Annotated in this window: 27 protein-coding genes and 4 pseudogenes; 17 read left to right on the top strand and 14 right to left on the bottom strand. The window is 71.3% G+C overall.

Annotated features, from left to right (window positions below):
• Nucleotides 1-43: 43 nt before the first annotated feature.
• Nucleotides 44-1306: a PHB depolymerase family esterase gene (locus ACFYX4_RS34575; RefSeq protein ID WP_389342109.1), complete on the bottom strand. Its 1263-nt coding sequence runs from the start codon at nt 1304-1306 to the stop codon at nt 44-46.
• 450 nt (nt 1307-1756) lie between these two features.
• On the opposite strand from ACFYX4_RS34575, the gene ACFYX4_RS34580 reads away from it, so the two are divergent.
• Entirely contained in the window at nt 1757-2734 is a 978-nt protein-coding gene (locus ACFYX4_RS34580) for a polysaccharide lyase family 1 protein (RefSeq protein ID WP_389341981.1), read from the top strand.
• Nucleotides 2735-2774: 40 nt separating this feature from the next.
• Nucleotides 2775-3575, top strand: a complete 801-nt coding sequence (locus ACFYX4_RS34585) for a pectate lyase (protein ID WP_389341984.1) — start codon at nt 2775-2777, stop codon at nt 3573-3575.
• 81 nt (nt 3576-3656) lie between these two features.
• On the opposite strand, the gene ACFYX4_RS34590 is transcribed toward ACFYX4_RS34585, so the two are convergent.
• Nucleotides 3657-4424 (bottom strand): PaaX family transcriptional regulator C-terminal domain-containing protein, encoded by a 768-nt coding sequence (locus ACFYX4_RS34590; RefSeq protein WP_389341987.1) that lies wholly within the window; start codon nt 4422-4424, stop codon nt 3657-3659.
• A 71-nt stretch (nt 4425-4495) separates the two neighbouring features.
• On the opposite strand from ACFYX4_RS34590, the gene ACFYX4_RS34595 reads away from it, so the two are divergent.
• A complete protein-coding gene (locus tag ACFYX4_RS34595) occupies nt 4496-6169 on the top strand; it encodes a DNA alkylation response protein (RefSeq protein ID WP_389341990.1) in 1674 nt (557 codons plus the stop codon).
• 22 nt (nt 6170-6191) lie between these two features.
• Here ACFYX4_RS34595 and ACFYX4_RS34600 read toward each other — a convergent pair whose 3' ends face one another.
• On the bottom strand, nt 6192-6776 hold the full coding sequence (locus ACFYX4_RS34600) for a hypothetical protein (protein WP_389341993.1): 585 nt from the start codon (nt 6774-6776) through the stop codon (nt 6192-6194).
• A gap of 276 nt (nt 6777-7052) precedes the next feature.
• On the opposite strand from ACFYX4_RS34600, the gene ACFYX4_RS34605 reads away from it, so the two are divergent.
• From ACFYX4_RS34605 to ACFYX4_RS34620, 4 genes are all read left to right on the top strand, one after another.
• A complete protein-coding gene (locus ACFYX4_RS34605) occupies nt 7053-8138 on the top strand; it encodes a WD40/YVTN/BNR-like repeat-containing protein (protein WP_389341996.1) in 1086 nt (361 codons plus the stop codon).
• A gap of 25 nt (nt 8139-8163) precedes the next feature.
• Nucleotides 8164-8676 carry a helix-turn-helix domain-containing protein gene (locus ACFYX4_RS34610; RefSeq protein WP_389341999.1) on the top strand — a complete coding sequence of 171 codons (513 nt, stop codon included), beginning with the start codon at nt 8164-8166 and terminating at the stop codon, nt 8674-8676.
• A gap of 216 nt (nt 8677-8892) precedes the next feature.
• Nucleotides 8893-9165: a hypothetical protein gene (locus ACFYX4_RS34615; RefSeq protein ID WP_389342002.1), complete on the top strand. Its 273-nt coding sequence runs from the start codon at nt 8893-8895 to the stop codon at nt 9163-9165.
• Nucleotides 9162-10070, top strand: a complete 909-nt coding sequence (locus ACFYX4_RS34620; protein ID WP_389342005.1) for a hypothetical protein — start codon at nt 9162-9164, stop codon at nt 10068-10070. Before ACFYX4_RS34615 ends, ACFYX4_RS34620 begins: the two co-directional genes overlap by 4 nt.
• A gap of 86 nt (nt 10071-10156) precedes the next feature.
• Here ACFYX4_RS34620 and ACFYX4_RS34625 read toward each other — a convergent pair.
• Nucleotides 10157-10591: pseudogene (locus ACFYX4_RS34625) on the bottom strand (DUF389 domain-containing protein); the annotation flags it as partial.
• Nucleotides 10592-10636: 45 nt separating this feature from the next.
• Between ACFYX4_RS34625 and ACFYX4_RS34630 the strand changes: the two are divergent.
• Nucleotides 10637-11035, top strand: coding sequence for a hypothetical protein (locus ACFYX4_RS34630; RefSeq protein ID WP_389342008.1), 399 nt, complete (start codon nt 10637-10639; stop codon nt 11033-11035).
• Here ACFYX4_RS34630 and ACFYX4_RS34635 read toward each other — a convergent pair.
• The 3 genes from ACFYX4_RS34635 to ACFYX4_RS34645 all read right to left on the bottom strand — a co-directional run bounded on the left by ACFYX4_RS34635 (nt 10938) and on the right by ACFYX4_RS34645 (nt 13096).
• Nucleotides 10938-11450 (bottom strand): anthrone oxygenase family protein, encoded by a 513-nt coding sequence (locus tag ACFYX4_RS34635; RefSeq protein WP_389342011.1) that lies wholly within the window; start codon nt 11448-11450, stop codon nt 10938-10940. The genes ACFYX4_RS34630 and ACFYX4_RS34635 overlap by 98 nt on opposite strands.
• 147 nt (nt 11451-11597) lie before the next feature.
• The gene (locus tag ACFYX4_RS34640; RefSeq protein ID WP_389342014.1) at nt 11598-12266 is read right to left on the bottom strand and encodes an NAD(P)-dependent oxidoreductase; all 669 of its coding nucleotides are present in this window, start codon (nt 12264-12266) and stop codon (nt 11598-11600) included.
• A complete protein-coding gene (locus ACFYX4_RS34645) occupies nt 12263-13096 on the bottom strand; it encodes an NAD(P)H-binding protein (protein WP_389342017.1) in 834 nt (277 codons plus the stop codon). The genes ACFYX4_RS34640 and ACFYX4_RS34645 overlap by 4 nt, the downstream gene beginning before the upstream one ends.
• A gap of 440 nt (nt 13097-13536) precedes the next feature.
• Between ACFYX4_RS34645 and ACFYX4_RS34650 the strand changes: the two genes are divergently transcribed.
• Complete coding sequence (locus tag ACFYX4_RS34650; RefSeq protein ID WP_389342020.1) at nt 13537-13743, top strand: DoxX family protein; 207 nt, start codon at nt 13537-13539, stop codon at nt 13741-13743.
• Nucleotides 13744-13954: 211 nt separating this feature from the next.
• Here ACFYX4_RS34650 and ACFYX4_RS34655 read toward each other — a convergent pair whose 3' ends face one another.
• Both ACFYX4_RS34655 and ACFYX4_RS34660 read right to left on the bottom strand, forming a co-directional pair.
• Nucleotides 13955-15151: an NAD(P)/FAD-dependent oxidoreductase gene (locus ACFYX4_RS34655; RefSeq protein WP_389342023.1), complete on the bottom strand. Its 1197-nt coding sequence runs from the start codon at nt 15149-15151 to the stop codon at nt 13955-13957.
• Between the two features lie 113 nt (nt 15152-15264).
• The gene (locus ACFYX4_RS34660) at nt 15265-15717 is read right to left on the bottom strand and encodes a nuclear transport factor 2 family protein (RefSeq protein ID WP_389342026.1); all 453 of its coding nucleotides are present in this window, start codon (nt 15715-15717) and stop codon (nt 15265-15267) included.
• A 149-nt stretch (nt 15718-15866) separates the two neighbouring features.
• Between ACFYX4_RS34660 and ACFYX4_RS34665 the strand changes: the two genes are divergently transcribed.
• Complete coding sequence (locus ACFYX4_RS34665) at nt 15867-16757, top strand: LysR family transcriptional regulator (RefSeq protein WP_389342029.1); 891 nt, start codon at nt 15867-15869, stop codon at nt 16755-16757.
• A gap of 87 nt (nt 16758-16844) precedes the next feature.
• On the opposite strand, the gene ACFYX4_RS34670 is transcribed toward ACFYX4_RS34665, so the two are convergent.
• Entirely contained in the window at nt 16845-17315 is a 471-nt protein-coding gene (locus ACFYX4_RS34670; protein ID WP_389342032.1) for an Lrp/AsnC family transcriptional regulator, read from the bottom strand.
• Nucleotides 17316-17408: 93 nt separating this feature from the next.
• On the opposite strand from ACFYX4_RS34670, the gene ACFYX4_RS34675 reads away from it, so the two are divergent.
• The 4 genes and pseudogenes from ACFYX4_RS34675 to ACFYX4_RS34690 all read left to right on the top strand — a co-directional run.
• Nucleotides 17409-18284: an LLM class flavin-dependent oxidoreductase gene (locus ACFYX4_RS34675; protein ID WP_389342035.1), complete on the top strand. Its 876-nt coding sequence runs from the start codon at nt 17409-17411 to the stop codon at nt 18282-18284.
• Nucleotides 18281-18709, top strand: a complete 429-nt coding sequence (locus ACFYX4_RS34680) for a nucleoside deaminase (protein WP_389342038.1) — start codon at nt 18281-18283, stop codon at nt 18707-18709. The genes ACFYX4_RS34675 and ACFYX4_RS34680 overlap by 4 nt, the downstream gene beginning before the upstream one ends.
• 113 nt (nt 18710-18822) lie before the next feature.
• Nucleotides 18823-19666: pseudogene (locus ACFYX4_RS34685) on the top strand (IS5 family transposase).
• Between the two features lie 19 nt (nt 19667-19685).
• Nucleotides 19686-19957: pseudogene (locus ACFYX4_RS34690) on the top strand (glycoside hydrolase family 15 protein); the annotation flags it as partial.
• Between the two features lie 2 nt (nt 19958-19959).
• On the opposite strand, the pseudogene ACFYX4_RS34695 reads toward ACFYX4_RS34690, so the two are convergent.
• A pseudogene (locus ACFYX4_RS34695) lies at nt 19960-20288 on the bottom strand (SDR family NAD(P)-dependent oxidoreductase); the annotation flags it as partial.
• Nucleotides 20289-20615: 327 nt separating this feature from the next.
• On the opposite strand from ACFYX4_RS34695, the gene ACFYX4_RS34700 reads away from it, so the two are divergent.
• Nucleotides 20616-20897, top strand: coding sequence for a hypothetical protein (locus ACFYX4_RS34700; protein WP_389342041.1), 282 nt, complete (start codon nt 20616-20618; stop codon nt 20895-20897).
• Nucleotides 20898-21003: 106 nt separating this feature from the next.
• Here ACFYX4_RS34700 and ACFYX4_RS34705 read toward each other — a convergent pair whose 3' ends face one another.
• Complete coding sequence (locus ACFYX4_RS34705; RefSeq protein ID WP_389342044.1) at nt 21004-21681, bottom strand: uracil-DNA glycosylase; 678 nt, start codon at nt 21679-21681, stop codon at nt 21004-21006.
• Nucleotides 21682-21792: 111 nt separating this feature from the next.
• Here ACFYX4_RS34705 and ACFYX4_RS34710 point away from each other — a divergent pair, with 111 nt between their 5' ends.
• Nucleotides 21793-22779 carry an N-acetylglucosamine kinase gene (locus tag ACFYX4_RS34710; RefSeq protein WP_389342047.1) on the top strand — a complete coding sequence of 329 codons (987 nt, stop codon included), beginning with the start codon at nt 21793-21795 and terminating at the stop codon, nt 22777-22779.
• A gap of 158 nt (nt 22780-22937) precedes the next feature.
• Complete coding sequence (locus ACFYX4_RS34715; RefSeq protein WP_389342050.1) at nt 22938-23861, top strand: sirohydrochlorin chelatase; 924 nt, start codon at nt 22938-22940, stop codon at nt 23859-23861.
• Nucleotides 23862-24029: 168 nt separating this feature from the next.
• Here the strand turns inward: ACFYX4_RS34715 and ACFYX4_RS34720 are convergent, their stop codons facing one another.
• Complete coding sequence (locus ACFYX4_RS34720) at nt 24030-25070, bottom strand: lactonase family protein (RefSeq protein ID WP_389342053.1); 1041 nt, start codon at nt 25068-25070, stop codon at nt 24030-24032.
• Nucleotides 25071-25195: 125 nt separating this feature from the next.
• Complete coding sequence (locus tag ACFYX4_RS34725; protein ID WP_389342056.1) at nt 25196-26692, bottom strand: FUSC family protein; 1497 nt, start codon at nt 26690-26692, stop codon at nt 25196-25198.
• Nucleotides 26693-26783 lie beyond the last annotated feature (91 nt).

Genomic DNA, 26783 nt, shown 5'->3' on the forward strand with positions numbered 1-26783 from the left:
CCCGGTCGTCGTGACCGCGGGGCCGCACTCGGACGACGGATCGTCAACTCGTCGTGCAGGCGACTCCGTTGAGCGTGAAGCCGGTCGGCGCCGCGCTGTTGCCGGTGTGGTTCGCCTGGTATCCGATGGTGACGCTCGCGTTCGGCGCGAGCGTGCCGTTGTACGACGCGTTGGTGGCGGTCACCGCGCCGGAGGCCGGTGCGTACGAGGCGCCCCAGCCGTTGGTGACGGTCTGGCCGGCGGGCAGGGTGAAGCCGAGCCGCCAGCCGTTCACCGTGCCGGTCCCGGTGTTGGTGAGGGTGATCGAGCCGGTCAGACCGGTGTTCCAGGCGTTGGTGGACGCGGTCACCTTGCAGGGGCCGGCCGGGGGCTGGGGGCCGGGTTCGCCCGCGGCGTCCAGGCCGAAGAAGGTGAGCACCCGGGCGGCCATGCCCCAGGCGTAGAGGTTGTGGCCGACGCCCTGAAGGCTGACGGCCTCGACGGCGGCCTGGTCACCGGTGCCGCCGTAGCGGGTGCGGGTCCAGCCGGACTGGGGCGAGTCGGTGGCGGCGGGTGTCTGGGACAGGCCCCGCACATCGGTCCACTGCTTGATCGCCTCGCCGAAGTTGGGGTAGCGCAGCACGTCGTCCTCGGTGCCGTGCCAGAGCTGCATACGCGGCCGGGGGCCGGTGTAGCCGGGGTAGGCCCCGCGGACGAGGTCGCCCCACTGCTGCGGGGTGCGGATCACGGTGCCGCCGGAGCAGGCGCTGTTCCACTCGGAGCCGTCGGTGGTGGCGAAGCAGCCGAACGGGACGCCGGCGAAGGCGGCGCCCGCGGCGAACACGTCGGGGTAGTCCCCGAGGAGGACGTTGGTCATCATCGCCCCGGAGGAGATGCCGGTGGCGTACACGCGCGTGGTGTCGGCGGAGTACCTGGCGGTCACCCAGTCGATCATCGACTTGATGCCGACGGGGTCGCTGCCTCCGCCGCGCCGCAGGGCCTGCGGCGAGGACACGTCGAAGCACTTGCTGCTGCGGGTGACGGACGGGTAGACGATCACGAACCCGTACCGGTCGGCGAGTTGGGCGTACTCGGTGCCGGAGTGCATGGCGGGGCCGGAGCCGCCGCACCAGTGCACGGCGACGAGGACGGCCGGGCGCGCGGTGACATTGTCCGGCACGTACACGTACATCTGGAGGTTGCTGGGGTTGGCGCCGAAGCCGGTGACCTCGGTGAGGGCGGCGGCCGCCGCCGGCGCCTCGGCCGACGGCGCGCTCGCGGTGGCCGAGGGGGCGGCGAGGAGAGCGCCGGTGAGCAACAGCACCAGCGCGGCGAGCGCCGAACGCAGCGCTCGTAAGGGCGAGTCGAGGGTGTACACGTGCTGGTCCCTTCTGTGGCGGCTCGGGGTGCGCGAAAGGTGGCTCAGCAGGCGGTGTCCGTGCGGGACGGCGGCTCGGACGCCCGGGATCCGGGGACGTCGGGCATCGGGGAGCACCCGTCCGCTTCGCATGGTGGCATGGCCATGCCCTTCATGGAAGCGCTCCCACGGTAGCTCCCACGACACGTCCCGGAAGCCCTTGCCGGTGGCCGGGGTGTCCGAATGTGTTCTGCGCAAAGCGTTGACTAGAAAGCGCTTGCCCCCTACGTTCCGTTCAGCAGTGTGGACGAGCCGCCCACTCCGATCCCCAGGAGACCGCACTGCCCGTGAAAGGCGTTCATTACTGCGTATGTCATTCACGTATACGGTCGACAGGCCCTCCCGAAGGGACGCACCCGCATGCGTACAGGCCCCCCACGTACACACGCGCAAAGGTCCACTCCGGCAGTGGCGGCGGTCGCCCTCGCCACACTGGCGGTCCTCGCCCTCCCCCAGCAGGCCGGCGCCGCCGAGAGCGCGCCGATCGGCTTCGGCGCCGGGACGACCGGCGGCGGCAGCGCCTCCGCCGTCACCGTCTCGACGCTCGCCGCCTTCAGGACGGCCGTCACCGGCGACGCGGCCAAGGTCGTGAAGGTCAACGGCCTGATCACGCTGAGCGGTCAGGTCGACATCGGGTCCAACACCACCGTTCTGGGCGTCGGTTCGTCGTCCGGCTTCACCGGTGGTGGGTTACGGCTGAAGAAGGTCACGAACGTCGTCGTCCGCAACCTGAACATCAGCAAGCCGCTGGCGCCGGCCGACGGCGTCACGGTGGAGTCGTCCACGAAGGTGTGGATCGACCACAACTCCTTCTCGGCCGACCGCAGTCACGACAAGGACCACTACGACGGCCTGCTGGACGTCAACCACGGCTCCGACAACGTGACGGTGTCCTGGAACACCTTCAAGGACCACTTCAAGGGCTCGCTCGTCGGCCACAGCGACAAGAACGCGAGCCAGGACACAGGGCACTTGAAGGTGACGTACCACCACAACCACTTCAGCGACGTGTACTCGCGCATCCCGAGCCTGCGCTTCGGCACCGGGCACTTCTACGACAACTACGTCGTGGGCGCCGACACGGCCGTGCACTCGCGCATGGGCGCGCAGATGCTCGTGGAGAACAACGTCTTCCGTGACACGAAGGTCGCGGTGACGACGAACCGCAGCAGCGACGTGGACGGTTACGCCAACCTGACCGGCAACGACCTCGGCGGAGCCGCCACCGAGGTGTCGCGGGTCGGGACGTTCACGAAGCCGCCGTACGGCTACACCGCCGAGCCCGCCTCCTCCGTCGTCGCCTCGGTGACGTCCGGCGCGGGCGCCGGAAAGCTCTGACCCCACCCCCGCACGGACCCCCACACAGAAGGAACGGGACATGACTTCTGCGACACGATCACGTCCGCGCTCGCGCTCGCGCCGACGGGCGCTGACCGGAACGATGGCCACCTTGGGCCTTTCGTTTGGCATGATCATGACTACTGGGACGGCGCCCGCCACGGCCGCCACCTGGCCGTCCGCCTCCGGCAGCCAGCCCGTCACCGCGACGATCAACCTGACCGCCTCGAAGGACTACGGCATGCTGCGCCTGTACGGCAGCGGCGCCCTCGGGACCGGTGACCAGTCCGAGGACCAGCAGCCGATCCTCACCCTCGCCAACGGCGTGACCCTGAAGAACGTCATCATCGGCGCGCCCGGCGCCGACGGCATCCACTGCCTCGGCAGTTGCACGCTCCAGAACGTGTGGTGGGAGGACGTCGGCGAGGACGCCGCCACCTTCCGCGGCGGCACGAGCGCCACGTACAACGTCGTCGGCGGCGGCGCGAAGAAGGCGTCCGACAAGGTCTTCCAGCACAACGGCGGCGGCACGGTGAACATCTCCAACTTCGCCGTGCAGGAGTTCAAGACCCTCTACCGCTCCTGCGGCGACTGCTCCACGTCGTACACGCGCAAGGTCAACCTCAACGGCATCGAGGTGACGGGGACGGGCTCCACCGCGCGGATCGTCGGCATCAACGTCAACCGCAACGACGTGGCGACGCTGCGCAACATCACGATCCTCAACGACTCCAGCCGCAAGGTCATCCCCTGCCAGAAGTACAACAACAACTCGACGGCGGGCACGGGTCCCGACAGCACGAACTGCCTGTACTCCGCCTCGGACGTCACCTACCGCTGACCCCCGGACCTGACCCGGGACCGGCGCTTTCCCCCCACGGGACGGCCGGCGGGGGCGGCCCGCATCCGCCTCCGCCGGCCGTCAGGCGTGTCCGCGCCCGGCCGCCTGGTCGGTGAACTCCCGCCGGTAGTCGGCGTACGCGGCCCGCAGGGCCGTGCCCGGCCAGTCGGCGGGCAGGAGTGCGGGCGGCAGGACGGGGTCGGCGAGCAGGTGTCGCACGACGGCCGTGAACGCGGTGAAGCGGTCGGCCGACCGGGGGGCCCCGGCGATGTGGCCGAGCAGTGCGCGCGCCGTGGCGGCCCACTCCCCCAACGGCCAGAGTGACGCTGCCAGTTCCCTAGCGGACGCCTCGGTGGGCAGGTCGGGGCGGGCGCTGAAGTACTGGGTGACGTCGGCGAGTCGGGGCGGCCAGGGGCGGTCCAGGGTGGCGGGGCGCAGCCAGACGCCCTCGCGCAGTTCGGCGAGCCGCAGTCGGGTCAACTCGGTGCGCAGCTCGGCGCGTTCGGCGGGGCTCCGGCCGGTCGCCGTGACCACGGCCATCTCCCAGTCGCCGTTCCAGGGCCGGGTCTCCGGCCGGACGGCGTCGTCCTGCCGCCGCTGGCGCTCCAGCAGACGGTCGCTGAGACCGTAGACGGCGCCGGCGCGCCGCAGGTCGCCCGCCGCGACCATCCGGCTGAGCGCGGCCCGCAGCGTGGACCCGCCGACGCCGAAGGGCTCCACGAGCCGGACGAGGTCCTTCACCGGCAACTCCGGCGGATGGACGCCGAGGAGCAGGCTCAGTACGACCGACCGCGCGGACAGCGGCCGCAGTTCCAGCTCGACGGCTTCCGCCGACACGTTCCCGCCCATGACTAGGTACTTTACGTGCGCCCTGTTGTTGCGCTATTGCTACGACTGTAGGAAGAGTGCAACATGACGGCATGACCCTCGCCGATCCGCACGCGCACCCGGACCAGAACACACACGACGTCACACACGACGTCACCAACCAGCCGCCGCCGCTGACCCCGTACGACGCCTCCGACGACGCGGCCCTGCTGGAGGGGCTGCGGCGGGAGGGCGCCGGCTGGGCGGAGGACGACGTCCGACGGCTCGGCAGGCGGGCCGGCGGTCCCGAGGCGCAGGAGTGGGCCGAATTGGCCAACCGGCACGAGCCGGTCCTGCGCACCCACGACCGGTACGGCCATCGCGTCGACGAGGTCGACTTCCACCCCAGCTGGCACGAGCTGACCCGGGTCGCCGTGACCGAGGGCCTCGCCGGTGCGCCCTGGGCGGACGACCGGCCCGGCGCCCACGTGGCCCGCTCGGCGGGTGGACTCGTCTGGGGGCACACGGACGCGGGCCACGGCTGCCCGACCTCGATGACGTACGCGGCGGTCCCGGCGCTGCGCCGGCAGCCGGACCTGGCGAAGGTGTACGAGCCGCTGCTCACCGCCCGCGCATACGATCCCGGGCTGCGTGTGCCCACCGACAAGCGCGGGCTGCTCGCCGGCATGGGGATGACCGAGAAGCAGGGCGGCTCCGACGTCCGCACCAACACCACGCGGGCCACGCCCACCGCCGAGCCCGGCGTGTACACGCTGCGCGGCCACAAGTGGTTCACGTCGGCCCCCATGTGCGACGTGTTCCTGGTGCTGGCCCAGGCGCCCGGCGGTCTGTCGTGCTTTCTCGTGCCGCGCGTGCTGCCCGACGGCACGCGCAACGCGTTCCGCATCCAGCGGCTGAAGGACAAGCTGGGCAACCGTTCCAACGCCTCCTCTGAGCCGGAGTTCGACGGGACCGTGGCCTGGCTGGTCGGGGCCGAGGGGCAGGGTGTGAAGACCATCATCGAGATGGTCAACTGCACGCGTCTGGACTGCGTGACGATGTCGGCGGCGTTGATGCGCAAGACGCTCGTCGAGGCCGGCCACCATGTGCGCCACCGCGGCGCGTTCGGGGCTCGGCTGATCGACCAGCCGCTGATGCGCAACGTCCTGGCGGATCTGGCGCTGGAGTCGGAGGCCGCGACCACGCTGACGCTGCGGCTGGCGGGGGCCGCGGACCGCGCGGTGCGCGGGGACGCGCGTGAGCAGGCATTCCGGCGGATCGCGACCGCCGTCGGCAAGTACTGGGTCACCAAGCGCGGCCCGGCGTTCACCGCGGAGGCGCTGGAGTGTCTGGGCGGCAACGGCTACGTCGAGGACTCCGGGATGCCCCGGCACTACCGCGAGGCGCCGCTGCTGTCGATCTGGGAGGGCTCGGGGAACGTCAACGCCCTCGACGTGCTGCGGGCGTTGAGCCGCGAGCCGGGCACCGCGCAGGCCCTCTTCGACGAACTGGCGCGGGCACGCGGGGCGGACGCCCGGCTGGACGCCGCGGTCGACGACCTGCGCGCGCGGCTCGGCGAGGCGACCCAGGCCGGCGCGCGCCGTCTGGTGGAGCGGATGGCGCTCGTCCTCCAGGCCTCCCTGCTGGTCCGGCACGCGCCGCCCGCGGTCGCCGACGCCTTCTGCGCGACCCGGCTCGGCGGCGACTGGGGCCACGCCTTCGGCACGCTCCCGGAGGGCGCGGACACCGACGGGATCCTGGCCAGGGGGCTGCCCGACGACGTGTGAGACGCCCCTGTGTCACGCCGGCTCACCCCATCGGCCGGCCCCGCAGCGCGTCGAAGCGGGCCCAGTCCGTGTCCCACTGGTCCACGCGCCGGCGTTCGAGGCGGGTGCGCAGGACGCGGGCGCCCGCGAAGGGCAGCGTCGCCGCGCCCAGGCCCGCCAGGGCGCCGACGAGGGCGGCGCGCACCCGGGCCTGGTCGGCGGTGGTCGGCTTGGTGACCAGGCGGCCCTGGCGGTCCGTCCAGATGGTGGCCTCGGTGCCGACCGCGCTGCCGGGGGCGACCCTGACCTGACCGGCGTGGACGGAGCTGTCGGGGGCGGTCCACTCGACCTTGGCCCACACCCGGTCGCCGCTGGCGGCCCCGGCACGCACAGAGGCCTTCCCCGGCGCCTGCTCGGTCAGCCGCCCGGCGACGGGCCGCCACTCGACACGTTCCCGGGCCAGCCCGTGTTCGACGGAGCGGGCCGCCGCCCAGCCGGCCAGGACCCCGGCGAGGACGGTCAGCGCCCACGCGCCGAGCACCACCCACGCCTCCACCGTGTCGGCGCGACGCTTGAGCGGGTTGCGCCGCCAACGCCACAGCCACACCTCAGGACCACGGAACGCCATCGAAGGCTTCCTCCTCATGAGCGCGCGAACATCCCGGCGCCCTCCCATACGGGTCGGGCGGTCCGGATGCTCAGGGCGAATCCCTCCGGCCCGGGAGTTCCACGGTCGCCGCCGCCCAAGCGCCGTTCGCGGCGAATGTGGCCGACACCATGCGGCGGCGACCGTCGTCGCCGTCCTGACCTGCGTCGACGCGTTTCCGGGGGTGACTGTCAGTGGTGGGGTGCAGACTGGCCGGTGCCGGGACAAAGCCGTCACGGCGCAGCGGAGGTGATCGGCATGACAGAGGTACTGCTCGCCGTGGGGACGCGGAAGGGGCTGTTCATCGGGCGCGGGCGCGGGGGCGTCTGGGAGTTCGACGATTCCCCCTACTTCAACGCGCAGGCGATCTACTCGGTCGCCGTCGACACGCGCGGTGATCGCCCGCGGCTCCTCGTGGGCGGCGACAGCGCGCACTGGGGGCCGTCGGTGTTCCACTCGGACGACCTCGGCCGTACCTGGACGGAACCGGCGAAGCCGGCCGTCAAGTTCCCCCAGGACACGGGGGCTTCGCTGGAGCGGGTGTGGCAGCTGCATCCGGCGGCGGCCGAGCCGGACGTGGTCTACGCGGGCACGGAACCGGCCGCGCTGTACCGGTCGGAGGACCGCGGGGAGAGCTTCGAGCTGGTCCGCCCGCTGTGGGAGCACCCCACGCGCGCGCAGTGGGTGCCGGGCGGCGGCGGAGAGGGCCTGCACACGGTGCTCACCGACCGGCGCGACCCGCACAGGGTGACGGTGGCCGTGTCGACGGCCGGCGTGTTCCGCACGAGCGACGGCGGCGCGCACTGGGACCCGTCCAACTCCGGTGTCTCCGCGGTGTTCCTCCCGGATCCGAACCCGGAGTTCGGCCAATGCGTGCACAAGGTCGCGCGGGACGCGGCGCACCCGGACCGTCTCTACCTCCAGAACCACTGGGGCGTGTACCGCAGCGACGACGCGGGCGGGCACTGGACGGACATCGGCGAGGGCCTGCCGTCCACGTTCGGCTTCGCCGTCGCCGCGCACCCCAGCCGCGGGGACACGGCGTACGTCTTCCCGATCAACGCCGACGCGGACCGGGTGCCCGCCGAGCACCGGTGCCGGGTCTTCCGTACGGCGGACGCGGGCAGAAGCTGGGAGCCGCTCACAGCGGGCCTGCCGCAGGAGGACCACTACGGCACCGTGCTGCGCGACGCGCTCTGCACGGACGACGCGGACCCGGCAGGCGTCTATTTCGGCAACCGCAACGGCGAACTCTTCGCATCGGCCGACGACGGCGACACCTGGAGGCAGTTGGCGTCCCATCTGCCGGACGTGCTCTGCGTGCGGGCGGCGGTGGTCGGGTGAGACCGCAGGACAGGACGAACCCCGCGTGGAGCGCGGAGAAGACCACCACGGCGAGCGGGGCAGGCCATACGCTTCGGTAGTCAACGCCGAACCGCGTCGAAGTCGAACTCGAAGGAGTGGGGAGTCGGTCGCACCACCGGCAGGTCCCGTCGCGGACTTCTGCGGGGAACTGCACCGGCGCGTACGCAAGTGCGGTGTGCGGCAGACGGAGATCGCCGCCGCGCTCGGCCTGAGCGCGAGCACCGTCTCGGGCCTGCTCGGCGGGCAACGGCGCACCGCACCGCAATGGGACGCGGTACGACGGATCGTGAGCCTGTGCGCCCGATCGCACGGCCCCGGAACACCCCCAGGCATGTGTGGACGGCAGAGACCGTCGCCTGCCCGGCGTGCCGGGGGTAATTTCCGACCGGCATCTATACGCAAGTTCGAATTCTTGAGTGGCCCCCTCGCGGCAACGAGGGGGCCAGGGTCGCGGTTTCCGGACAAGGCCACCACGAGGGTGCTCGCAGGAGCAACCGTGTCCATTGATGCTCGTTGAGGCCCAAACGGCAAGCGGAATCCGGAAGATAGCGTTGACCAGCATGTACAGCGGGGCACCGGTCGCCCGTAATGTTCCCGGTTCCCTCGCGGAGTGTCACTTCACGTCTTGCGACCTCTAGATTTACCGGTGTCTCCTCACCGTTGGGATGCCGGCAAGCATCCGAGGAGGCTTTGGTTTCCGGACGTGCAGTTGCGCCACGATGCAGGAGGAAGCGTGAACGCCCACGGCAAGACGGTCCTTATCGGTGTCACCCTCGGTGCTTTCATCACCCTGGCCCTCGCCATGCTGATGATAGGGCAGACCGTCAATGCAATTGTCGCACTGATCCCCTGGATTGCTTTCGGTGTACAGCAGATCGCTGCGGCGCAGGGCCAATCCGCAAGCCGGTCGGCGGCGTCGCGTCTCAGGACGGCCGGCGGGAACAGTGCCGCAGCTCGGGACGAGGAGAACGGAGAGTCGAGTGAGGACGGGAGGACTGTGGGGTGAGCACTGCCCCCGGCGCCCTGCGGCCACCGGTCCTTCGAACTCCCCAGATCAATCAGATCCAGGAGAGGCCGGCACCGAGAGGGGCGTTCCAGCGGCGGGGACGCACGCTGGGGCCCATCAGGGAAGGCATCGGAAACGATCACCGTCTTCTCCTCGAACTCCTCCGGATCGCCTACTTCACGAGCATGCTCACGTTCGCCGCCATCGCCGCCGAGACCGGCATGCAGCAATCCCATGTGTCGGAGTTCATGCGTGGCCACGGCCCCTACCCGCGGTGGAGACAAGTGCAGGCCCTCGCCGCGGTACTGCGTCGTTGGCTACCGCGCGAGGTGAGGGAAGAGGATTTTTATCAGCTGTGGGAGGACGGAGCACGGGAAAAGAAGAAGGGCAAGCAGTGGTTCGGTGGCTGCCTGGCGGAAAAACTGATCACGCTCTCCCCGCAAAGCATGGCCACCGTGCTCTTCATGGTGTTCGGACTCTTCGGGCTGGCATGGGCCGGCTTGAATGCCGGGCAGAGTGCCGGCAAGCCGCCCTCCTCAACCGGCACGCCGGAGCACGTCTCCGCGGGCTTGCCAAGGGTTGAGACGTATCAGGCGCCCTCACCCGTCCGTAATGCACAACCACAGTTCGCTGTCCGCGTCGCAGGCCGCATGTTGGTGTATCGCGTGCCGGGATCTCATTTCCAGCAGAACAAGGGCGTACAGATCTTCGAACTCCGCAGGACGCAGCAACTCACTTTCACCTGCCAGTCTCGAGATTACGCGCCGGTCGTCTATCTGAAGGTGTCCGGATCGCAGGAGGACTACGTCAGCACCCGAGGACTACGGAATTCGGCGGCGCTGAAGAATCTCGACCTTCCGGACTGCCCGGAACTCATCAGCCCGTCGCCGGACGAAAGGAGGTGAAGGTCGGCCGGACGACTCCCGCGACCGCCCTCGCCACACCCGAGCACGGTCGCGTCACCCGCGGTCCGAGCGCCTGCCGCGGCGGGCGAGAACGCGCAGGAGACGCCGATGTCGGCGGCGGCCGGGATGGTGGTGACCGAGATGAAGACGCCGAGCAGCGCGCTCGTCCTGGCCTGGGTCAGGGACATGATGCCGACGATGCCGGCCAGCACCGCGACGACCACGGAGAAGAAGTTGGGGGCGTCGATCAGCGTGGAGACCGGTCTGATGCCCAGGTCGAACGCCTCGGGCTGAAGGTCGAGCCCCCGGATCACCCACGAGAACAAGAAGGAGACCAGCACGGCCAGCGGGAAGCCCACGGACAAGGCGAACAGGCCCTGCCGGATCCGGGTGCCGTGGCCTCGGTCGATGTCCAGCGCGACGCTGGTGATGGCCCCGTACTCCGGTCCCACCACCATCGCCGCGACGATCAGGATCTGCGAGTTCGTGATGATTCCCACCGCCGCGATGAGGCCGAGCACCGGCTGGAGCTCGGCGAGGGCGGCGGCGTGTTCCGTGCTCCGGGGATGGACGCGCATGTGCAGGCCTCCTTCCCGCTGGAGCGGGACGGCCAGGACGTGTGCGGCAGGGTGACGCTGAGCGCCGGCGAGTCGGGCGGCGTCATGTTCACGGTCTGCGCCTCCGGCGGCGCGGCTCCTCCGCCCCTGACGGTCGAGGGGATCGAAGACATCAAGACCGCCGGAAGCCTCTCCCTGCTGGTCTCCCTGCCGACCATGCTGGTCGCGTTCGCCCGCTACAGCCGCGACGGCAGCTTCTCCGTCCTCGGCGCCGACATCCGCTTCACCACGATCATGGCCGCAGGCTCCGTCACCGGCGCGGTGCTCGGCGGATTGTCCGCGCCGAGGTGTTCGGCGGGCTTGAACGACGTGTACGAGGCAGCGACGTTGCAAGGGCGAGGGCCGTGAAGGCGAGCACCGCGGCTACCGTCCGGACGGCGTGGGCGATCTGCCAGCGGTCCCGTACGTTGGTCCAGTCGGAGGGCGGGGACTGGGCGTTCCAGCGGAGTTGATCGGAGTTGATAGGCAGGTTGACGGTCAGCGTGAGGCCGAGAACGAGGACCAGGAGGGCGAGTGCGGCCACGGTCGGCCATCGGGTGTTTGTTCGGTAGGTCTGGTAAACCAGTACCGCTGTGGCGATCAGCGCCGGCAGGAGTGTGGCGACGGCGAGTTTGTCGAGGGAGTCGAGTTCGACCAGCCGGACCTGTGTGTAGACGGTGCTGTCGAAGCCGCGCAGCGAGAGTTCCAGGACGAGGACCGACGTGAGGAATCCGGCGAACAGTCCCGCGCATACGAGGCTGACGAAACGGGCGCACTTCGTCATGATCACGCTCTTTCATGAGGGGTGACCCGGGCGGCGAAGGGGCGGGCGGGACGGCCGAGGCGTCTTCTTGACTTTGTTGGTGGCCGTCGCGGGTCGTCGCTTGTTTCCTGTGTCGCAGCCCGGGTCGTGTGCGTGGCTGGGTATGGGTCAGTTCGCGATTCCTACGACCTGCTCGATGGTGTCCGGCTGGTTCACCATGGCGAGCATGTGGTGGGCGACGTCGGCGCGTGACACGGAGAACCCGCCCCGGATGTTGCGGTTCCACGCGGTTCGGTACGTGCCGGTCAGGGGCTTGTCGGTGAGTTTGGGCGGGCGCGACACCGTCCATTGCAGTCCGCTGTCGCGCAGGATCTGCTCGGTGACGGCGAGGTCGGCGTAATGCCGGCCGAACATGGCCCGGGTCAACGGGACTCCCAGGTGGCGCATGAAGAAGCCGTCGCCGGGATCGTGCCTGGGTGGCGTCGGCCGGCCCGGCAGCGGCACCGGTCCGACGGGTGCAGCGCTGACGATGATGATCCGCCGGACGTGCTCGGCCTGCATCGCCGCGACGAACGCGCGGGTACCACGGGAGGTGATGCCCGCGTCCGCGCGCGGGTTTCGCGGGCCGAGCGCGGACAATACGGCGTCGGCGTCGCGTACCGCCGCGGCGAGCGTCCGCATGTCGGGGCGGGTGAGGTCGACGGCGACCGTCCGGACACCGCCCGGCAGCTCACGTGGTCGGCGGGCCACGGCGGTGACGTCATGCCCGCCGGCCACCGCCTGCTCGACCAGGTGCCGTCCGATACCGCCGGTGGCGGCCACGATCGTGAGTTTCATCGAAGTCCTCCTGCGGTGAAGGCGGCACGGTGGTCCTGCGCCCAGGTGGCGTACGTACGTGCCGGGCGGCCCAGCAGCCGCCGCACGGTGTCGGTGGTGGGCCCGGCTTCGCGGGCGTAGTCGGCCAGCGAGCCGAGCAGCCGGTCGGGTATGTCGTCGGGCAGGCCGGCGGCGAGCATGCCGCGGCGGATCTCGTCCGGTGCGGTTTCGACGAACGACAGTGTCCGGTCGAGCGCCGTGCCGAGCGCCGCGACCTTCTCCGGCTGGCTCAGCGACTGCCCTCCGGTGAGCAGGTACGTCTGACCGCGGTGCTGCGGGTGGGTCAGGGCGAGGGCGGCCACCGCGGCGATGTCACGCTCGTCGACGGTCGAGGTCCTCGCGTGCGGGTATGCCCCCCGCACGGTCCCGGTCGCCCGGATCTGCCCGGCCCAGGCCAGCGTGTTGGCGGCGAAATCGGCGCAGCGCAGAATCGTCCAGTCCAGGCCGCTCCTCCGGGCGATGTCCTCGGCCGCGTGGAACTGCTTCCGGAAGCGTGCGTGCCCGGCCGGGTACTGCACGGTCACGGCGGACAGTACGACCACTCTCGCCGCGCCCGTCTCGCGGGCCCGGGCCAACAGGTCGACAGCGGTGGGACCGGCGGCACGCGGGCTGAGCAGGATGGCTTCCACGCCGTCGAGGGTGGGAACCTTCGCGGGGTGGACGAGCTGTGTCCCCGCGAGGAATTCGGCGTGCGGGTCGCGGGTGACGGCGGCGACTTTCGCTCCCCCCTCGACCAGGAGGCGGACGGTTTCCCGGCCGACGACGCCAGTGGCCCCGGTAATCAGGATCATGACTGAACCCCCAGTGGGTGTGTCGATAATCGATCTTGCGCGCTGGATGAGCGCGATTCATATCGCGGGAAGACGTCACGGACGAGCCGTGCGCCGGGATCATCGGCATGCGGCACTGAAACCTCCGGTCCTGCCCTGTCAGGCTGGTCGGGAGATCACTGGGTTTTACGGGTCTGCTTCACTACCTGCGGCTCCCGGCCGACCGACAAGAAGTACTTGAGCGCCTTGCCTGCGGTCGGGCTGGCGAAGTAGTTCGTGCGTCCATCGTGTGCTCTCCACGTTCGTCGATGCCTTCACCCCCGAGACGAGAGGGCCCTCGCGCCTGTGACACGACGCGGTTGGCCCACGTCTCTCCGCTGACCGACTCGGGATGTCACAGGCCGAGTCGCTGCCTCGTCTCGGGTACGGAAGTTCTCGAAGCCGGGCCCACCACCGACACCGTGCGGCGGCTGCTGCCCGCGGTGCTCGACATCGCGCCGGTGCTGGTGCCGCTGGCCGCCACCGGACGCGTTCTGCTGTTCGCCTGCGCGGTCACCATGCGTCTGCGCCGTGGCGAGAAGGCCACGATCGTCGGCGACCTGATCTACCTCGCCCTTGCCGCCTTCATCGCAGGGGGCCGTTTCGGCCCCGAGTCCTTCACCGGCTGACCACCGGCGCGTATCAGTCGAGCGCCGAAGTGCCGGGGACACTCCAGGTCGTACCGACACACCTACCAGCCAACGGAGTTGGCTACGACATTTCTCTCTTCAGCGATGAACACCCGCCTACTGCAACAGCTTCGTCGCTATCGAACTTGCGCCGCGCCGCACGAAGAACACAGCGTAGTGCCGGGACCCACGTCGGCTGTCGGTGCGCGGTTCAGGCGGACTGCTCGGCGGTGGCCGCCGTCTCGCGGCGCTGGGCCCGCAGCAGTCGGCGGCCCTGCTCGCCCTTGGCCCAGGTGTGGGAGCCGGGCTTGCGTGCCTCGTTCACCAGCTGCTTGACGGTGAGCTTGCACACGAGTTCCTTCACCTTCGCGCCTGTTCGGCCGCCGAGGTGGAGCCGCGTGGCGGTGTCGTCCTTGTGGGCGAACTGGAACATCCCCGCACGGCGCCCCAGGCTGATGCACTGGCCGGCGAACCCCAGGTCGATCGGTGCGGGCCGCTTGCTCGTGATGCGGCTGAGCACCGTGTCGGCGGCGTGTGCGCCCAGCGGGCCGGCGGCCTGGCAGCTCATCCGGAACGGCATGTCCGACGGTGCCGCCGAGTCACCGGCGGCGACGATCCGCTCGTCGTCGATGCTCGTCAGGGTCTCGTCGGTGAGCAGGCGGCCCAGAGTGTCGGTGCTGAGCCCGCTGCGGGCGGCCAGGTCCGGCACGCCGAACCCGGCGGTCCAGATGGTGACCTCGCTCGACAGCTCACGGCCGTCGCCGAGCCGCACGCTGTCGCCGGTCACCTCCGTGACCTTCGTGCCGGGGCCCTGCGACACCGTCACCCCGAGGCCGGCCAGCCGCTTGGCGAGCGAGCGGCGGCCGTTCGGGTGCAGGTAGGGGCCGAGCAGCCCGCCGCAGACCAGGGTCACGGTGCGGCCCGCCTCCGCCAGTTCGGCGGCGGTCTCGATGCCGGTCGGACCGCCTCCGACCACCGTCACAGGGGCCGTGGCGGGAGCGGCGTCGAGGACCGACCGCAGGCGCCGCGCCTCCTCGAACGTGGCGATCGGGTGGGCGAACTCGGCGGCTCCGGGTACGCCCGGATCAGCGCTGCCGCTGCCCACCGCGTAGATCAGGTAGTCGTAGCCGGCCGTGTCGCCGCTCGCCAGCTCCACCCGGCGCCCCGTCGCGTCGATCCGGGTCACGGTGTCGACCACCAGTCGGACACGCTCGCCCAGGACCTTCCGGTAGTCGTTGACGGCCTTGTGCGTTCCGCCCGCCAGCTGGTGCAGTCGGATCCGCTCGACGAAGTCCGGGCGGGCGTTGATCAGCGTCACGGTCACGTCGTCGCGCTGTGTCAGCCGGTTGGCCGCCATGACCCCGGCGTATCCGCCGCCGATCACGACGACTTCGGTGTTCTCAGTCATGGTTTCTTTCCTCCGCTGTACAGGAATTCGCGTTTCAGGAATTCGCGCACGCAAGATGTCGACTTGGCGCGCAAGATGTCGACTTCGCACACCGTGACGGCGTGCGGGACGGATCAGCTGAGGCCGAGGCGCTGCGGCGCCGAGCCGCGGAGCGGGGTGGAGTCCAGGTACCGGACCTCGTAGATGCGTTCGCTGAACTTCCAGCCGTCGACGGTTCGCTCGTAACGGTCGTGGTACAGGGCGTAGTTCAGGTGCGAGCTGCCGTCGCGCATCCGTCCGAACTCCTGGATGTACGCCCGGCCGGCCGCAGTGTCGCCGTCCAGCCGGATGACGCCCGGGTGGACGTTCTGCACGAAGAACTCCCAGAGCGACTGGCCCCACTCGATCCCCGCGCGGATCTCCTCGCGGCCGACGAACTCCTTGTCGATGTGCGGCCAGCGCATGGCGCCCTCGGGCGTGAACAGCGAGACGGCGCGTTCGAAGTCACGCATCATCACCGCGTCCGTGAGCTCGGCTCGCAGCGCCTCTATCTCGACGCGATCGGCGATGGCCCGCATGTCGCCCATCGGTTTCCCTCCCCATCCATGTGTGCGTCAGGCGGGTGCCGCCTGTCCGGTGGTGATGGATCCAGCATCGTCGCGGGCGAACAGCGGAACAATGTAAGGTTCCTTGGGCTATTCATAATGTGGCGGTTATGCATGGGTGGGGGTTATGCATGGAGCTGCGTGACATCGAGATCTTCCTGACCTTGGCCGAGGAGCTGCACTTCGGACGCACCGCGGAGCGGCTTCATGTGTCCCAGGCCCGCGTCAGTCAGGCCATCGCCAAGCAGGAACGGCGCCTCGGCGTCGTCCTGTTCGACCGCACCAGCCGGCGCGTCGCCCTGACCCCGGTCGGCCGGCGTCTGCGCGAGGACCTCCAGCAAGCCGTCGACCTTCTCCGGGAAGGGCTCGCCCGCGCCGAAGCGGCCGGCTCGGGGACGAGGCAGACTCTGCGCCTGGGTGTGTTCGGCCATGCCGGCCACGAACTGCGCCCCCTCATCGAGGCCTTCCGCTCCCGCCACCCCGGCAGCGATGTCCAGTTCGGCGAGATCAACGGCAGCGACCCGTTCACCGCGCTGCGCACCGGAGAGCACGACGCGCACGTGCTCTGGCTTCCGGTGGCCGAACCGGACCTCACGGTCGGCCCGACCGTGCTGACCGGAGGCCGCGTTCTCGCCGTGGCGGCCGACCATCCGCTGGCCGAGCGCGGCACCGCGTCCCTGGAAGACCTCGGCGACAACCATGTCGTCGACCTTGGCCCCGCCGCCCCCGAGTACTGGATCGCGGCCATGGTCCCCACGCGTACGCCGCTCGGCCGCCGAATCCCGCGCGGGCCCGCCGCGCGTACTTTCCACGAGGTTCTCTCCCTGGTCGCCTCCGGACAGTGCGTCCACCCGCTGGGCGAGATCGCCGCCCGCTACAACAGTCCCCCCGGCATCGCCTTCCTCCCCGTTCACGACGCCCCCGCCATCCACTACGCCCTCACGTGGCGATCCACCGACGACAGCCCCACCCTCCACGCACTGGCCCAGACCGCCGCCGACCTAGGCCCCATCTCCATGTGACAGCGGATGACGGGCAGTTGATGGTCGCCGCTGCTGGACGCCAGGCGGGGCCCCGGCGATGGAGTGGCGTCCGCGCAACGTCAGCGCCTACCTGACGATGTTCACCCGAGGCACCCCCGGGCCGCGCAACGGGAGCGTCCGGCTGAGGACGAGGTTGGTGGTGGTGCTCCCGAACTCGGCCAGCTCGTCGACGATCTCCTCCAGGTGGGCCATCGACGTGGCCGCCACCTTCATGACGTAGCAGTCGTCTCCGGTGGTGCGCAGGCACTCCAGGATCTCCGGGCGCTCCTCCAGCAGTCGGCGCAGCGGCTGGTGCCGGGTTCCCGGCCCCGGATACTTGAGCCGGACCACCGCCATCACCGGGTAACCGGTCCGCTCCGGGTTCACCTCCGCGCGGTATCCCGTGATCACCTCGGCCTCCTCGAGCCGGCGCACCCGCTCCTTGGTCGCCGACGCGCTCAGGTTCACCCGCCGTGCCAGCTCGGTGAACGGGATCCGGCCGTCCCGTTGGACTTCTCTCAGGATCGCCCAGTCCGTCACGTCGAGACTCTCGGTCATACGCCCATTCTACCGGCGGATCCACGGCTGAACCGCTTCTGAACAGGCGGGAATCCCTTCTGGTGATCCATGCGCCCTGCCTAGGGTTGCCCTGTGAAGATCGGAGTGAACGTCCCCAATTTCGGTCCGGGCACTGACCCCGGAGTGTTGCGGAGCTGGGCCCGGACCGTGGAAGGCCTGGGCTTCGACCTGCTGATGATCTCGGACCACGTAGCCATTACGCCGGATGTCGCCGAGCGCTATCCGGCACCCTTCTACGAGCCCTTCACCACCTTGTCCTGGCTGGCCGGCCTCACCACCCGTATCCAGCTCGGCACGACGGTCCTCGTCGCTCCCTACCGCCACCCGCTGCTCACCGCCCGGATGGCGGCCAATCTGAATGAGCTGAGCGGCGGCCGGCTGGTCCTCGGCGTGGGAGTGGGCTGGGCGCGGCAGGAGTTCGCCGCCCTCGGCATCCCGTTCGCACAGCGCGGACGGCTGACCGACGGCCACCTGCGGGACATCCGGGCCGCCTGGAAGGACACCGCCGCGTACGGAGACCGCCGGATCCCGGTGTGGGTCGGCGGCAACAGCGACGCGGGGCTGCGCCGGGCCGTACGGTTCGCAGACGCATGGCATCCGCTGCGCCCCACCGTGCCGTGGCTGCGCGAAGCCGCAGGCAGGCTGAAGACGTACGCGGACGAGCAACAGTCGCCCGTGCCCGCCCTGGCTCCCCGCATCGCCCTGCGTCTCACCCAGAAACCGGTCGACGGAGCGGGACGGCTCGCCGGTGAGGGCACCATCGACCAGATCATGGACGACCTCGACCAACTGCGGCTGCTGGGCGCCGAGTCCGTCGTCCTCGACACCTACCCGGGCGACCCCCACGCGACATGTCACCCGCAGGCGGCCTGGCAGGCCCTCGCCACCGTGGCCGCGCACCTTCTCCCGCCCAGCACCCCACCCTGCACCACGATGGAGCAGTCATGACCACACCCGACGACCACTCCCTCCTCCGGCAGGCCATCTCTCTCGCGGCCAAGGCACGCGCGAGCGGCAACCCGCCCTTTGGATCTCTGTTGGCAGGACCGGACGGGACGATCCTGGCCGAGGAGCACAACACCACCCTCACCGACAACGACGTCACCGCACACCCGGAACTCAAATTGGCAAGGTGGGCCGCAAGGGAACTCGACGCGCAGACGGCGGCAGGCACCACGATGTACACCAGCTGCCAGCCGTGCGGGATGTGCGAGGCCGTCATCCAATGGGCAGGGCTGCGGCGAGTGGTGTTCGCCCTGTCCAACGAACAGCTCCTGGACATCAGGCCGGGCAGCAGCCGACCGCCCGTGCCGCAGGACGGCCCCGCGCTGCTCGACGAGGTGCGGGCCGCGGTCGAGCCCTACTACCGCTGACCGCCGGGCCCGGGGCAGAGCGGAACGCCCCTGGGTACGCTCGCCCCTCCAAAGGAGGCACACCCATTTGACTTAGGCAGTTTCGTTTGGATCAGTCGGTCGTTGGGCCGGGTGTGCCGTTAACAGATGCGCAGTGGGCGCGGATTGAGCCGTTGCTCCCGGACCGGACGCCAAAGCGGGGTGGTCGCTGGCGGGATCATCGTGGGGTGATCGACGCGATCGCCTTCAAGTTCCAGACCGGAACGCAGTGGGTCCACCTGCCGGAGAGGTACGGAAACTGGCGTGGGGTCTGTAACCGGCTGCGGATGTGGGCCGTCGATGGCACCTGGGAGCGGGTGTTCACCGCGCTGACGGCACAGGCCGACGCCGATGAGGGCCTTGACTGGGCGGTGTCCGTCGATTCCACGATCGTGCGAGCTCACCAGCACGCGGCCGGGGCCCGCAAAAGGGGGCCCCGGCCGGCGAACCCGGCGACCACGCCATCGGCCGGTCCCGCGGCGGGCTGACGACCAAGATTCACCTGGCCGCTGATGCCCACTGCCGGCCTCTCGCGTTCGTTCTCACCGCCGGACAGGCAGGTGATGCACCGGCCTTCACCGACGTCATGGCCCGCCTGCGCGTTCCCCGGCACCGCGGACGTCCTCGCACCAGGCCGGACGTGGTCTGGCGGACAAGGCCTATTCCTCCCGCGCGATCCGCAGCCACCTGCGCAAGCGCGGCATCCGGGCGGTGATCCCGGTCCCGGCAGATCAGCGTGGCCACCGACTGCGTCGAGGCAGCCGGGGCGGCAGGCCGCCAGTGTTCGACCGCGAGGCCTACAAGCAGCGCAACACCGTCGAACGTTGCATCAACCGCCTCAAGCAGTGGCGCGGCATCGCCACCCGCTACGAGAAGACAGCCACGATCTACCTGGCCGGACTCCACATCGCGGGCATCTTCCTGTGGTCAGCCCGCTGATCCAAACGAAAGCCCCTAGCTCTCCACGCTCGACGCGATGGACCGCAGGCTCGTCTCCGACAGCCTCGTCTACCGCTACGACCCGGCGGCCTCGCCGGACGGACTGCGCGGCTCGGAGGGCACGTTCAGCCTGTGCACCTTCCTCTACCTCGACGCGCCGGCCCGGGCGGGGCGGCTGCCCCTGGCCCGCTGCACCTTCGAGAAGATGCAGACCTACGCCAACCATGTCGGGCTCTTCGCCGAGGAGGTGGCCCGACCGGGGAGCAACTGGGCAACTTCCCACAGGCGTTCAACTGGCCGGTCAGGTTGACGTCGATGGCCTTCTGCCACTGGGCGAGGGTCATCTCCGCGACCGGCGCGTCCCGCTGGAGGCCCGCGTCGGCCACCATGATGTCGATCGTGCCGAACTCCTCGACCATCCGCGCGACCATTCGGTGACCTGCTCCTCGTCGGAGACGTCGGCCTCATGGGCGTAGGCGCGGACGCCGAAGCCCTCGATCTCCTTCACGACGTTCTCCGCCTCGTTCGCACCGGCGACGTAGTTCACCACGACGTCCGCCCCGGCCCGGCCCAGGGCGATGGCGGTCGCCAGGCCGATGCCCGAGTCGGCGCCGGTCACCAGTGCCTTCTGTCCCTAGAGAAGCTGCGCGAACACGACGTTTCCTGCCACCACGATCCCTCCTTCTGCACTGTGGACGGAGGCCCTCTGGGACCGGCGCCGCGCGGGACGAAGACACCGCGCACGACGAAGGCCGGCCGTCGGCCGACCCGCCGCCCACCGGAACGGACACGGGAGCCGTCGTATACCCGGCCATCAGACGAAAGCACCCCGCGCCACGGGACGGACCGACGCGCGCCCCGGCCGCACTCCGGCCGGGCACGTCACGCGGTCGGGCTATGGGCCGTCGGCCGGGATGCGGGGCGGCTGCCGCTGTTGGATGGTGGAGGCATGAACGCGCACCACCAGTCCCCTCGGACGATCGACATCGACACCCGGCTCGTCAGGACCGGTGCCGTGCTCACCGCGGTCGGCGCCGGGGTGGCATGGGTCGGCATGGCCATCGGCGCCTACGCCGTGTACACGGCGGGCCGGCGCATGATCCGCGACATGGACGTGCCCCCGGCCCAGCAGGCGGCCGCGAAGTGGCAGCAGGCCAAGGAGGCGTCCCGGGCGGGGGTGCGGGCGTGGCATTCCGCGGCCGACGCCCACAACGGGTCGCTCGCCCGCTAGCCCCGCCAGTCCCGCGAGCCGTACCAGCCGCAACAGTCCCGCCAGCCGCGGCAGTCCCGCCGGCTCCGCGAGCCGGGACGGATTCGGCCGCCGCGACGGCTGTCCCCTACGGCAGCTGCCAGTTCACCGGCTGGGCGCCCTGCTTGACGAGCAGGTCGTTCGCCCTGCTGAACGGGCGTGAGCCGAAGAATCCCCGGTCCGCCGACATCGGCGACGGATGTGCCGACTCGATCGCGGGAAGATCACCCAGCAGCGGCCGCAGATTACGCGCGTCGCGTCCCCAGAGGATCGACACCAGCGGCTTGCCGCGGGCCACCAGCGCCCGGATCGCCTGCTCGGTGACCTCCTCCCAGCCCTTGCCGCGGTGCGCCGCCGGCTTGCGGGGGGCCGTGGTGAGCGCCCTGTTGAGCAGCAGCACCCCCTGCTCCGTCCACGGCGTCAGATCGCCGTTCGAGGGCCTCGGCAGTCCCAGGTCGGAGTGCAGCTCCCGGAAGATGTTCTCCAGGCTGCCCGGCAACGAACGCACCTCGGGCGCCACCGCGAAACTGAGCCCGATCGCCATACCCGGCGTGGGGTAGGGATCCTGACCGACGATCAGGACGCGGACGTCGTCGAAGGGCTGCTGGAAAGCCCGCAGGACGTTCGCCCCCGCCGGAAGGTAGGTCCGGCCGGCCGCTATCTCGGCCCGCAGGAAGTCCCCCATCGCGGCGATACGTTCGGCCGCGGGGTCGAGAGCCTTCGCCCAGCCCGCTTCGACAAGTTCATGCAGAGGTCGTGGTGCCACAGCGTGCAACCCTACTGGCACCCACTGACACCCCGCACCCACAGGGAAGTCTCCCCGCGGCGGCCGCCCTCGGACGCTAGTCTTCCCCCTCCATCGGGTAAGGAGGGGAGCGTGGAGCACGGCATCCTCGCCGTGGACTCGGGCGGCTCCGGCCTGCGGGTCGCCCTCGGCACGGTGGAACGCGGGGCGTGGGCGCGAAGGTCGTCCACGGTGCCCGTGCGCACCGGCGCGCAGGGCGTCGACCCCGCGCATCTGATGGAACAACTCGTGCCACTGGTCAGCGAGTTGGCGGCCGAGACGGGAATCGGGCGGCCGGTCACGGCGGTCGTCGGGGCCGCGGGATTCAGCACGCTGGGCGACGCCCTGCGCGCCGGTCTCCCGGCCGCCCTGGCACGGGAGTTCGGCGTCCGCACCACCGCCCTGGCGGCCGACGCCGTCACCGCCTACGTCGGCGCCCTCGGACAGCGGCCGGGCGCCGTGATCTCCGGCGGCACGGGCCTGATCGCGATCGGGACGGAGTCGACGGCATGGCGGCGGGCCGACGGCTGGGGCCATCTGCTCGGCGACTGCGGCGGCGGCGCGTGGATCGGCCGGGCGGGCCTGGAAGCCGCGCTGCGCGCCCACGACGGCCGCGCCGAGGGCTCCGCGGCGCTTCTGGCGTGCGCCGAGGAGCAGTTCGGGCCGATGCGCGGCCTGCCGGGGCTGCTCTACCCGCGTGCGGACCGTGCGGCCGTCCTCGCGTCGTTCGCGCCCCGAGTGGCCGCGTGCGCGCCGGACGACCCGGTCGCGGCGGGCATCCTGCGGGCGGCGGCCCGGCACATGGCCGACTCCGCCGCCGCCGTCTGCCCGACCGAAGCGGAGACCTCGGCCTCCGGGGCGCCTCAGGTCGCCGTCACCGGAGGGCTGTTCAGGATGGGCGATCCTCTTCTCCTGCCGCTGGACGAGGAACTGGCGCGGAGACTGCCGCACGCGCGCCGCGTGACGGCGGAGGGCGACCCGCTGCACGGCGCGGTCCGTATCGCCACCGCGCTGGCGACGGACGCGCTCACCCTGCCGAGGGACAAGACGATGCTGTTCGTGGTGAACCACGCGTCATGACGCAAAAGGGGGATTGACCCCTTCGAGGGCAAGTCGCCCGGAAAACACGCTGATCACTTCTGATCCGTACGTAACTCATCAGACAAAACAGGACGGATACCGCTCACCTGCACCCTCCCCGAACAAGGGAGCCCAAGAAGCCAGTAACATGCGGCGCCATGAGCTCCCCCACTGGGCCCGCGTCCGGCCTGCCTGTACGAATGCCGCGCCCCCGCCAGCCCGGGCGGCACCGCCGACCCGAGCCCCTGGCGGCTCCCGAGGGCGCGCCCGCGCTCGTTCTCGCGGTGCCGGGCACGCCGAGCGCGGCCACCCGCGGTCTCGCCGAGGAGGTCGTGAGCATCGCGCGCTCCGAGCTCCCCGGCCTCGACGCGCGCATCGGGTATCTCGACGGGGGCGACAACGAGTTCCCCAGCCTCCAGTCCGTGCTGGTGTACGCCGCGGACGAGCGCACCTCCCGCTACGAGCAGGCGCGCGCCGCCGGGATGGACGTCAGGGAGCCCGAAGGCCCCGTCGCCGTCGTGGTGCCGCTGCTGGCCGGCCCGGACGGCTCGCTGCTGCGGCAGGTCCGTCAGGCCGTCATGGAGAGCCGGGTCGCCGCCGAGCTGACCGACGTCCTCGGCCCGCACCCGCTGCTCGCCGAGGCGCTGCACGTGCGGCTGTCCGAGGCGGGCCTGGCCCGCGCGGACCGCGCCCGCCTGTTCACGGTGGCGACGGCCGCGGACGGCATCATCCTGGCCTCGGTGGGCGGCGAGGAGGCCGTGCAGGCCGCCGGGATCACCGGCATGCTGCTCGCCGCGCGCCTCGCCGTGCCGGTGATGGCCGCGGCCCTCGACCAGGAGGGCTCCATCGCCTCCGTCGCCGAGCAGCTGCGCTCCTCCGGCTCCCAGCAGCTGGCCCTCGCGCCGTACCTGATCGGCCCGGAGATCGACGCCACGCTGCTGGAGGAGGCGGCCCGTGAGGCGGGCTGCGCCACCGCCGAGGCCCTCGGCCCGTACCCGGCCATCGGCAAGCTCGCCCTGGCCAAGTACACGACGTCCCTGGGCATCGCCCCGCAGCAGCCGCAGGGGGCGCCGGTCCGCTAGCCGGTCCCGGTCCGCCGAGCGGCGCGACGCACGGGGCGCGTACGACCGCTCAGCACCCTCAGCACGACGAAAGGGCCCGCTCCGGTGAGGAGCGGGCCCTTCGTGCCGTCCGGCGGGACGCGCGCCGGCCGTCGGCCCCGCGGCGCTTCTCGATCACCGCGCACGTCCTCACTCGATCACCACGCACGACGCCGCCGTGACCGCGATCGAGCCCGCGCGCGTGGGCAGGCCCGTGGCCGGGTCCAGGGCGAACCAGGTGACGTCGCCGGAGCGCTCGTTCGCCACGTACAGGAACCCGGCGGACGCGGCGAGCGCCCGTGGCCAGCGCCCCGCGCAGGGCACCGTGCCGACGAGCCTCAGCTCCTCTCCCCCGCCTCCCACGGCAAGCACCGACAGCACGTCCTCGCCGCGGGTCGCGGTCCACACGAAGCGGCCGTCGGACGCGACGGCGATGCCCGACGGGTAGGCGTCCCCGGCCGGCACGCCGGGCAGCAGCGCGACCTCGGCCAACGGCTCCAGCGAGCCGTCCGGGGCGTCCCAGCGGCAGACGGTGACGGTCGGCGTGAGCTCGTTCACGACGTACGCGTACGAGCCGCCCGGATGGAAGGCAAGGTGGCGCGGGCCGGAACCGGGGCGCAGGGCGATCTCGCGGTGCGGCACGGGGACGCCGTCGCGCAGCTCGCACACGCGCACGGAGTCCGTGCCGAGGTCGACGCCGACCGCCCAGCGGCCGGTGGGGTCGGGCTGCACCTGGTGGGGGTGCGGCCCCCGCCGGCGGCGTGTGTGCGGGCCGGAGCCGCTGTGCCGCAGCACTCCGGAGACGGCCCGCGCGAGGCTGCCGTCGGCCCGTACGGGCACGGCGGTGACGCTGCCGGAGCCGTAGTCGGCGGTCAGGACGTGGCCGTCGAACACGGTGAGGTGCGTGGGGCCGCTCGCGTCCACCGGGACGGGCGGTCCGAGCGGCTCGGGCACATCCCCCGCGACGCCGAACGCGGCCACCGCGCCGTCGGCGGTCTCGCTCACCGCGTACAACGTGCCGCCGCCGGGCGAGAGCGCCAGGTAGGCGGGGTCGGGGAGGCTGTTCACGCCGCCCAGGACGGTCAGCGAGCCGTCGGCCGGGTCCACGGCCGCGGCGACGATGCCCGGCCCGCCGGCCGCCGTGAACGACCCGATGAACGCCCGCCTGCGCCGCCCGCCGACATCTGCCACCGCTGGCCCCTCTCGCGCCGCCGCCGTCCGGTGCGACGGTAGCAGCCGAGGACCACCGGTCTAGACCAAATAGTCAGAAGTTGACCGTCTCATGAGAACCGCCCCGCCGGGTCGGCCGAGGCTGCTCAGGCGCCCACCAGCGGCGACCCCGGCGGCGTCCTCAGCGGGTGGGCCAGTTGCGCGAGGGCGTGTTCCAGGCTGTGCAGGTGGGCCAGGGCAGGTTCGGTGGCCGGGGGCGGGTGCTCGGTGGGGGCCGGGCGGTCCGGAGCTCGCTCGGTCAACGCTTCCACCGCGTCCTGCACCCGCCAGCAGGCGGCGGCCAGGCGGGCGTCGTGGGAGGCCTCCGGGTCGGCGGCCACGGCGACCAGACCGCGGATCTCCCGGGCGCAGTCGTCGAGGAGCGCGAGAACCCGGCGGGCGCGCCGCTTGCGACCGAGCATCGGGTGGAGCGGGTGCACGAGCGGGGCCACGGACAGCCGCACCCGGCCGAGCAGCTGCTCCAGTTCGGCGACGCGTCCGGCCGGGTCCGCCGTGCCGTCGCCCGCGAGACGTGCGGCGGCCTCGGCGGTGCAGGCGTGCACGCAGCGCAGCGCGCGCTGGATCCACTCGTCGGTGACGGTGTGGGTGGTCACCGGCAGCACGAAGAGGACGGCGAGGACCGCGCCGAGCGCGCCCACACCGGTCTCCGCCAGCCGCAGCGCGAGCAGCCCGGGGCTGAGGACGCCGAGCAGGCCGTAGAGCAGCTCGGCGAGCAGGGTCACCCAGAGCATCATCCAGGTGTAGGAGACGGCGGCCGTATAGAAGATGCCGAAGACGCAGACGGCGACCAGTGCGGCCGTCGGCAGGCCGGCGCCGTTCACGGGGACGGCCACGAGCAGGCCGAGGCCGATGCCGATGACCGTGCCGAGGACGCGCCGGAAGCCGCGCACCAGCGTCTCGCCCCGCGAGGTGGTGTTGACGAAGATCCACCAGGTGGCGCCGACGGCCCAGTACCAGCGTTCTCCGGAGACCAGCTGTCCGACGACGAGGGCGAACCCCGCGCCGGCCGTGGCCTGGACCGCCTGGCGCGTGGTGACGCGGGCCAGGCCCCGGCCGCCCGGCGGGGCCGGCACGGGGGCCGGGGGCAGCCGGCGCTCGTAGCACCATGCGCCGAAGCGCACCGCCGCGGCGGTCAGCACGGACAGGACGACGGACGCGTACAGCTCGGGCAGCTGGTCGACGGTGGCCCGCAGGAACTGGGCGACGAAGAACATCATGAACGCGAACACGCCCAGGCTGTGTCCGCGCGGCCCCCAGCGGCGGGCGTACACGCCGACGCCGATGACGGCGAGGAACGCGAGGTCACGCGCGTGTGGGTGGTCGTGCAGCACGGCGGCGGCCGCGAGGACGGGCAGGCCGGCGGCGGGCAGCAGCGCGGTGGTGACCGCCTGGGCGCGCACGGTGGCGTCGGTGACGGTGAACAGGGCGAGCAGGGCGGCGAGACCGCCGGTGACCGCGCCGACCAGGGAGTGCCCGGCCAGGCCGCAGACCACGACCGCCAGGCCGATGCCGAGGACGGCCCGCGCGGCGAACCGCAGTCGCGCCCGCCCCGGGTCCGGAGCCACGAACACCCTCTTCAGCACTGCTTCCCGCCCCTCTGCCACACCTGGCACGAACCTCTGACACACCTGGCACGAACCTCTGACACACCTGGCACGAAAAAGGCGCCGCGGG

The sequence above is a fragment of the Streptomyces sp. NPDC002328 genome, from assembly GCF_042890065.1.
Classification (GTDB): domain Bacteria; phylum Actinomycetota; class Actinomycetes; order Streptomycetales; family Streptomycetaceae; genus Streptomyces.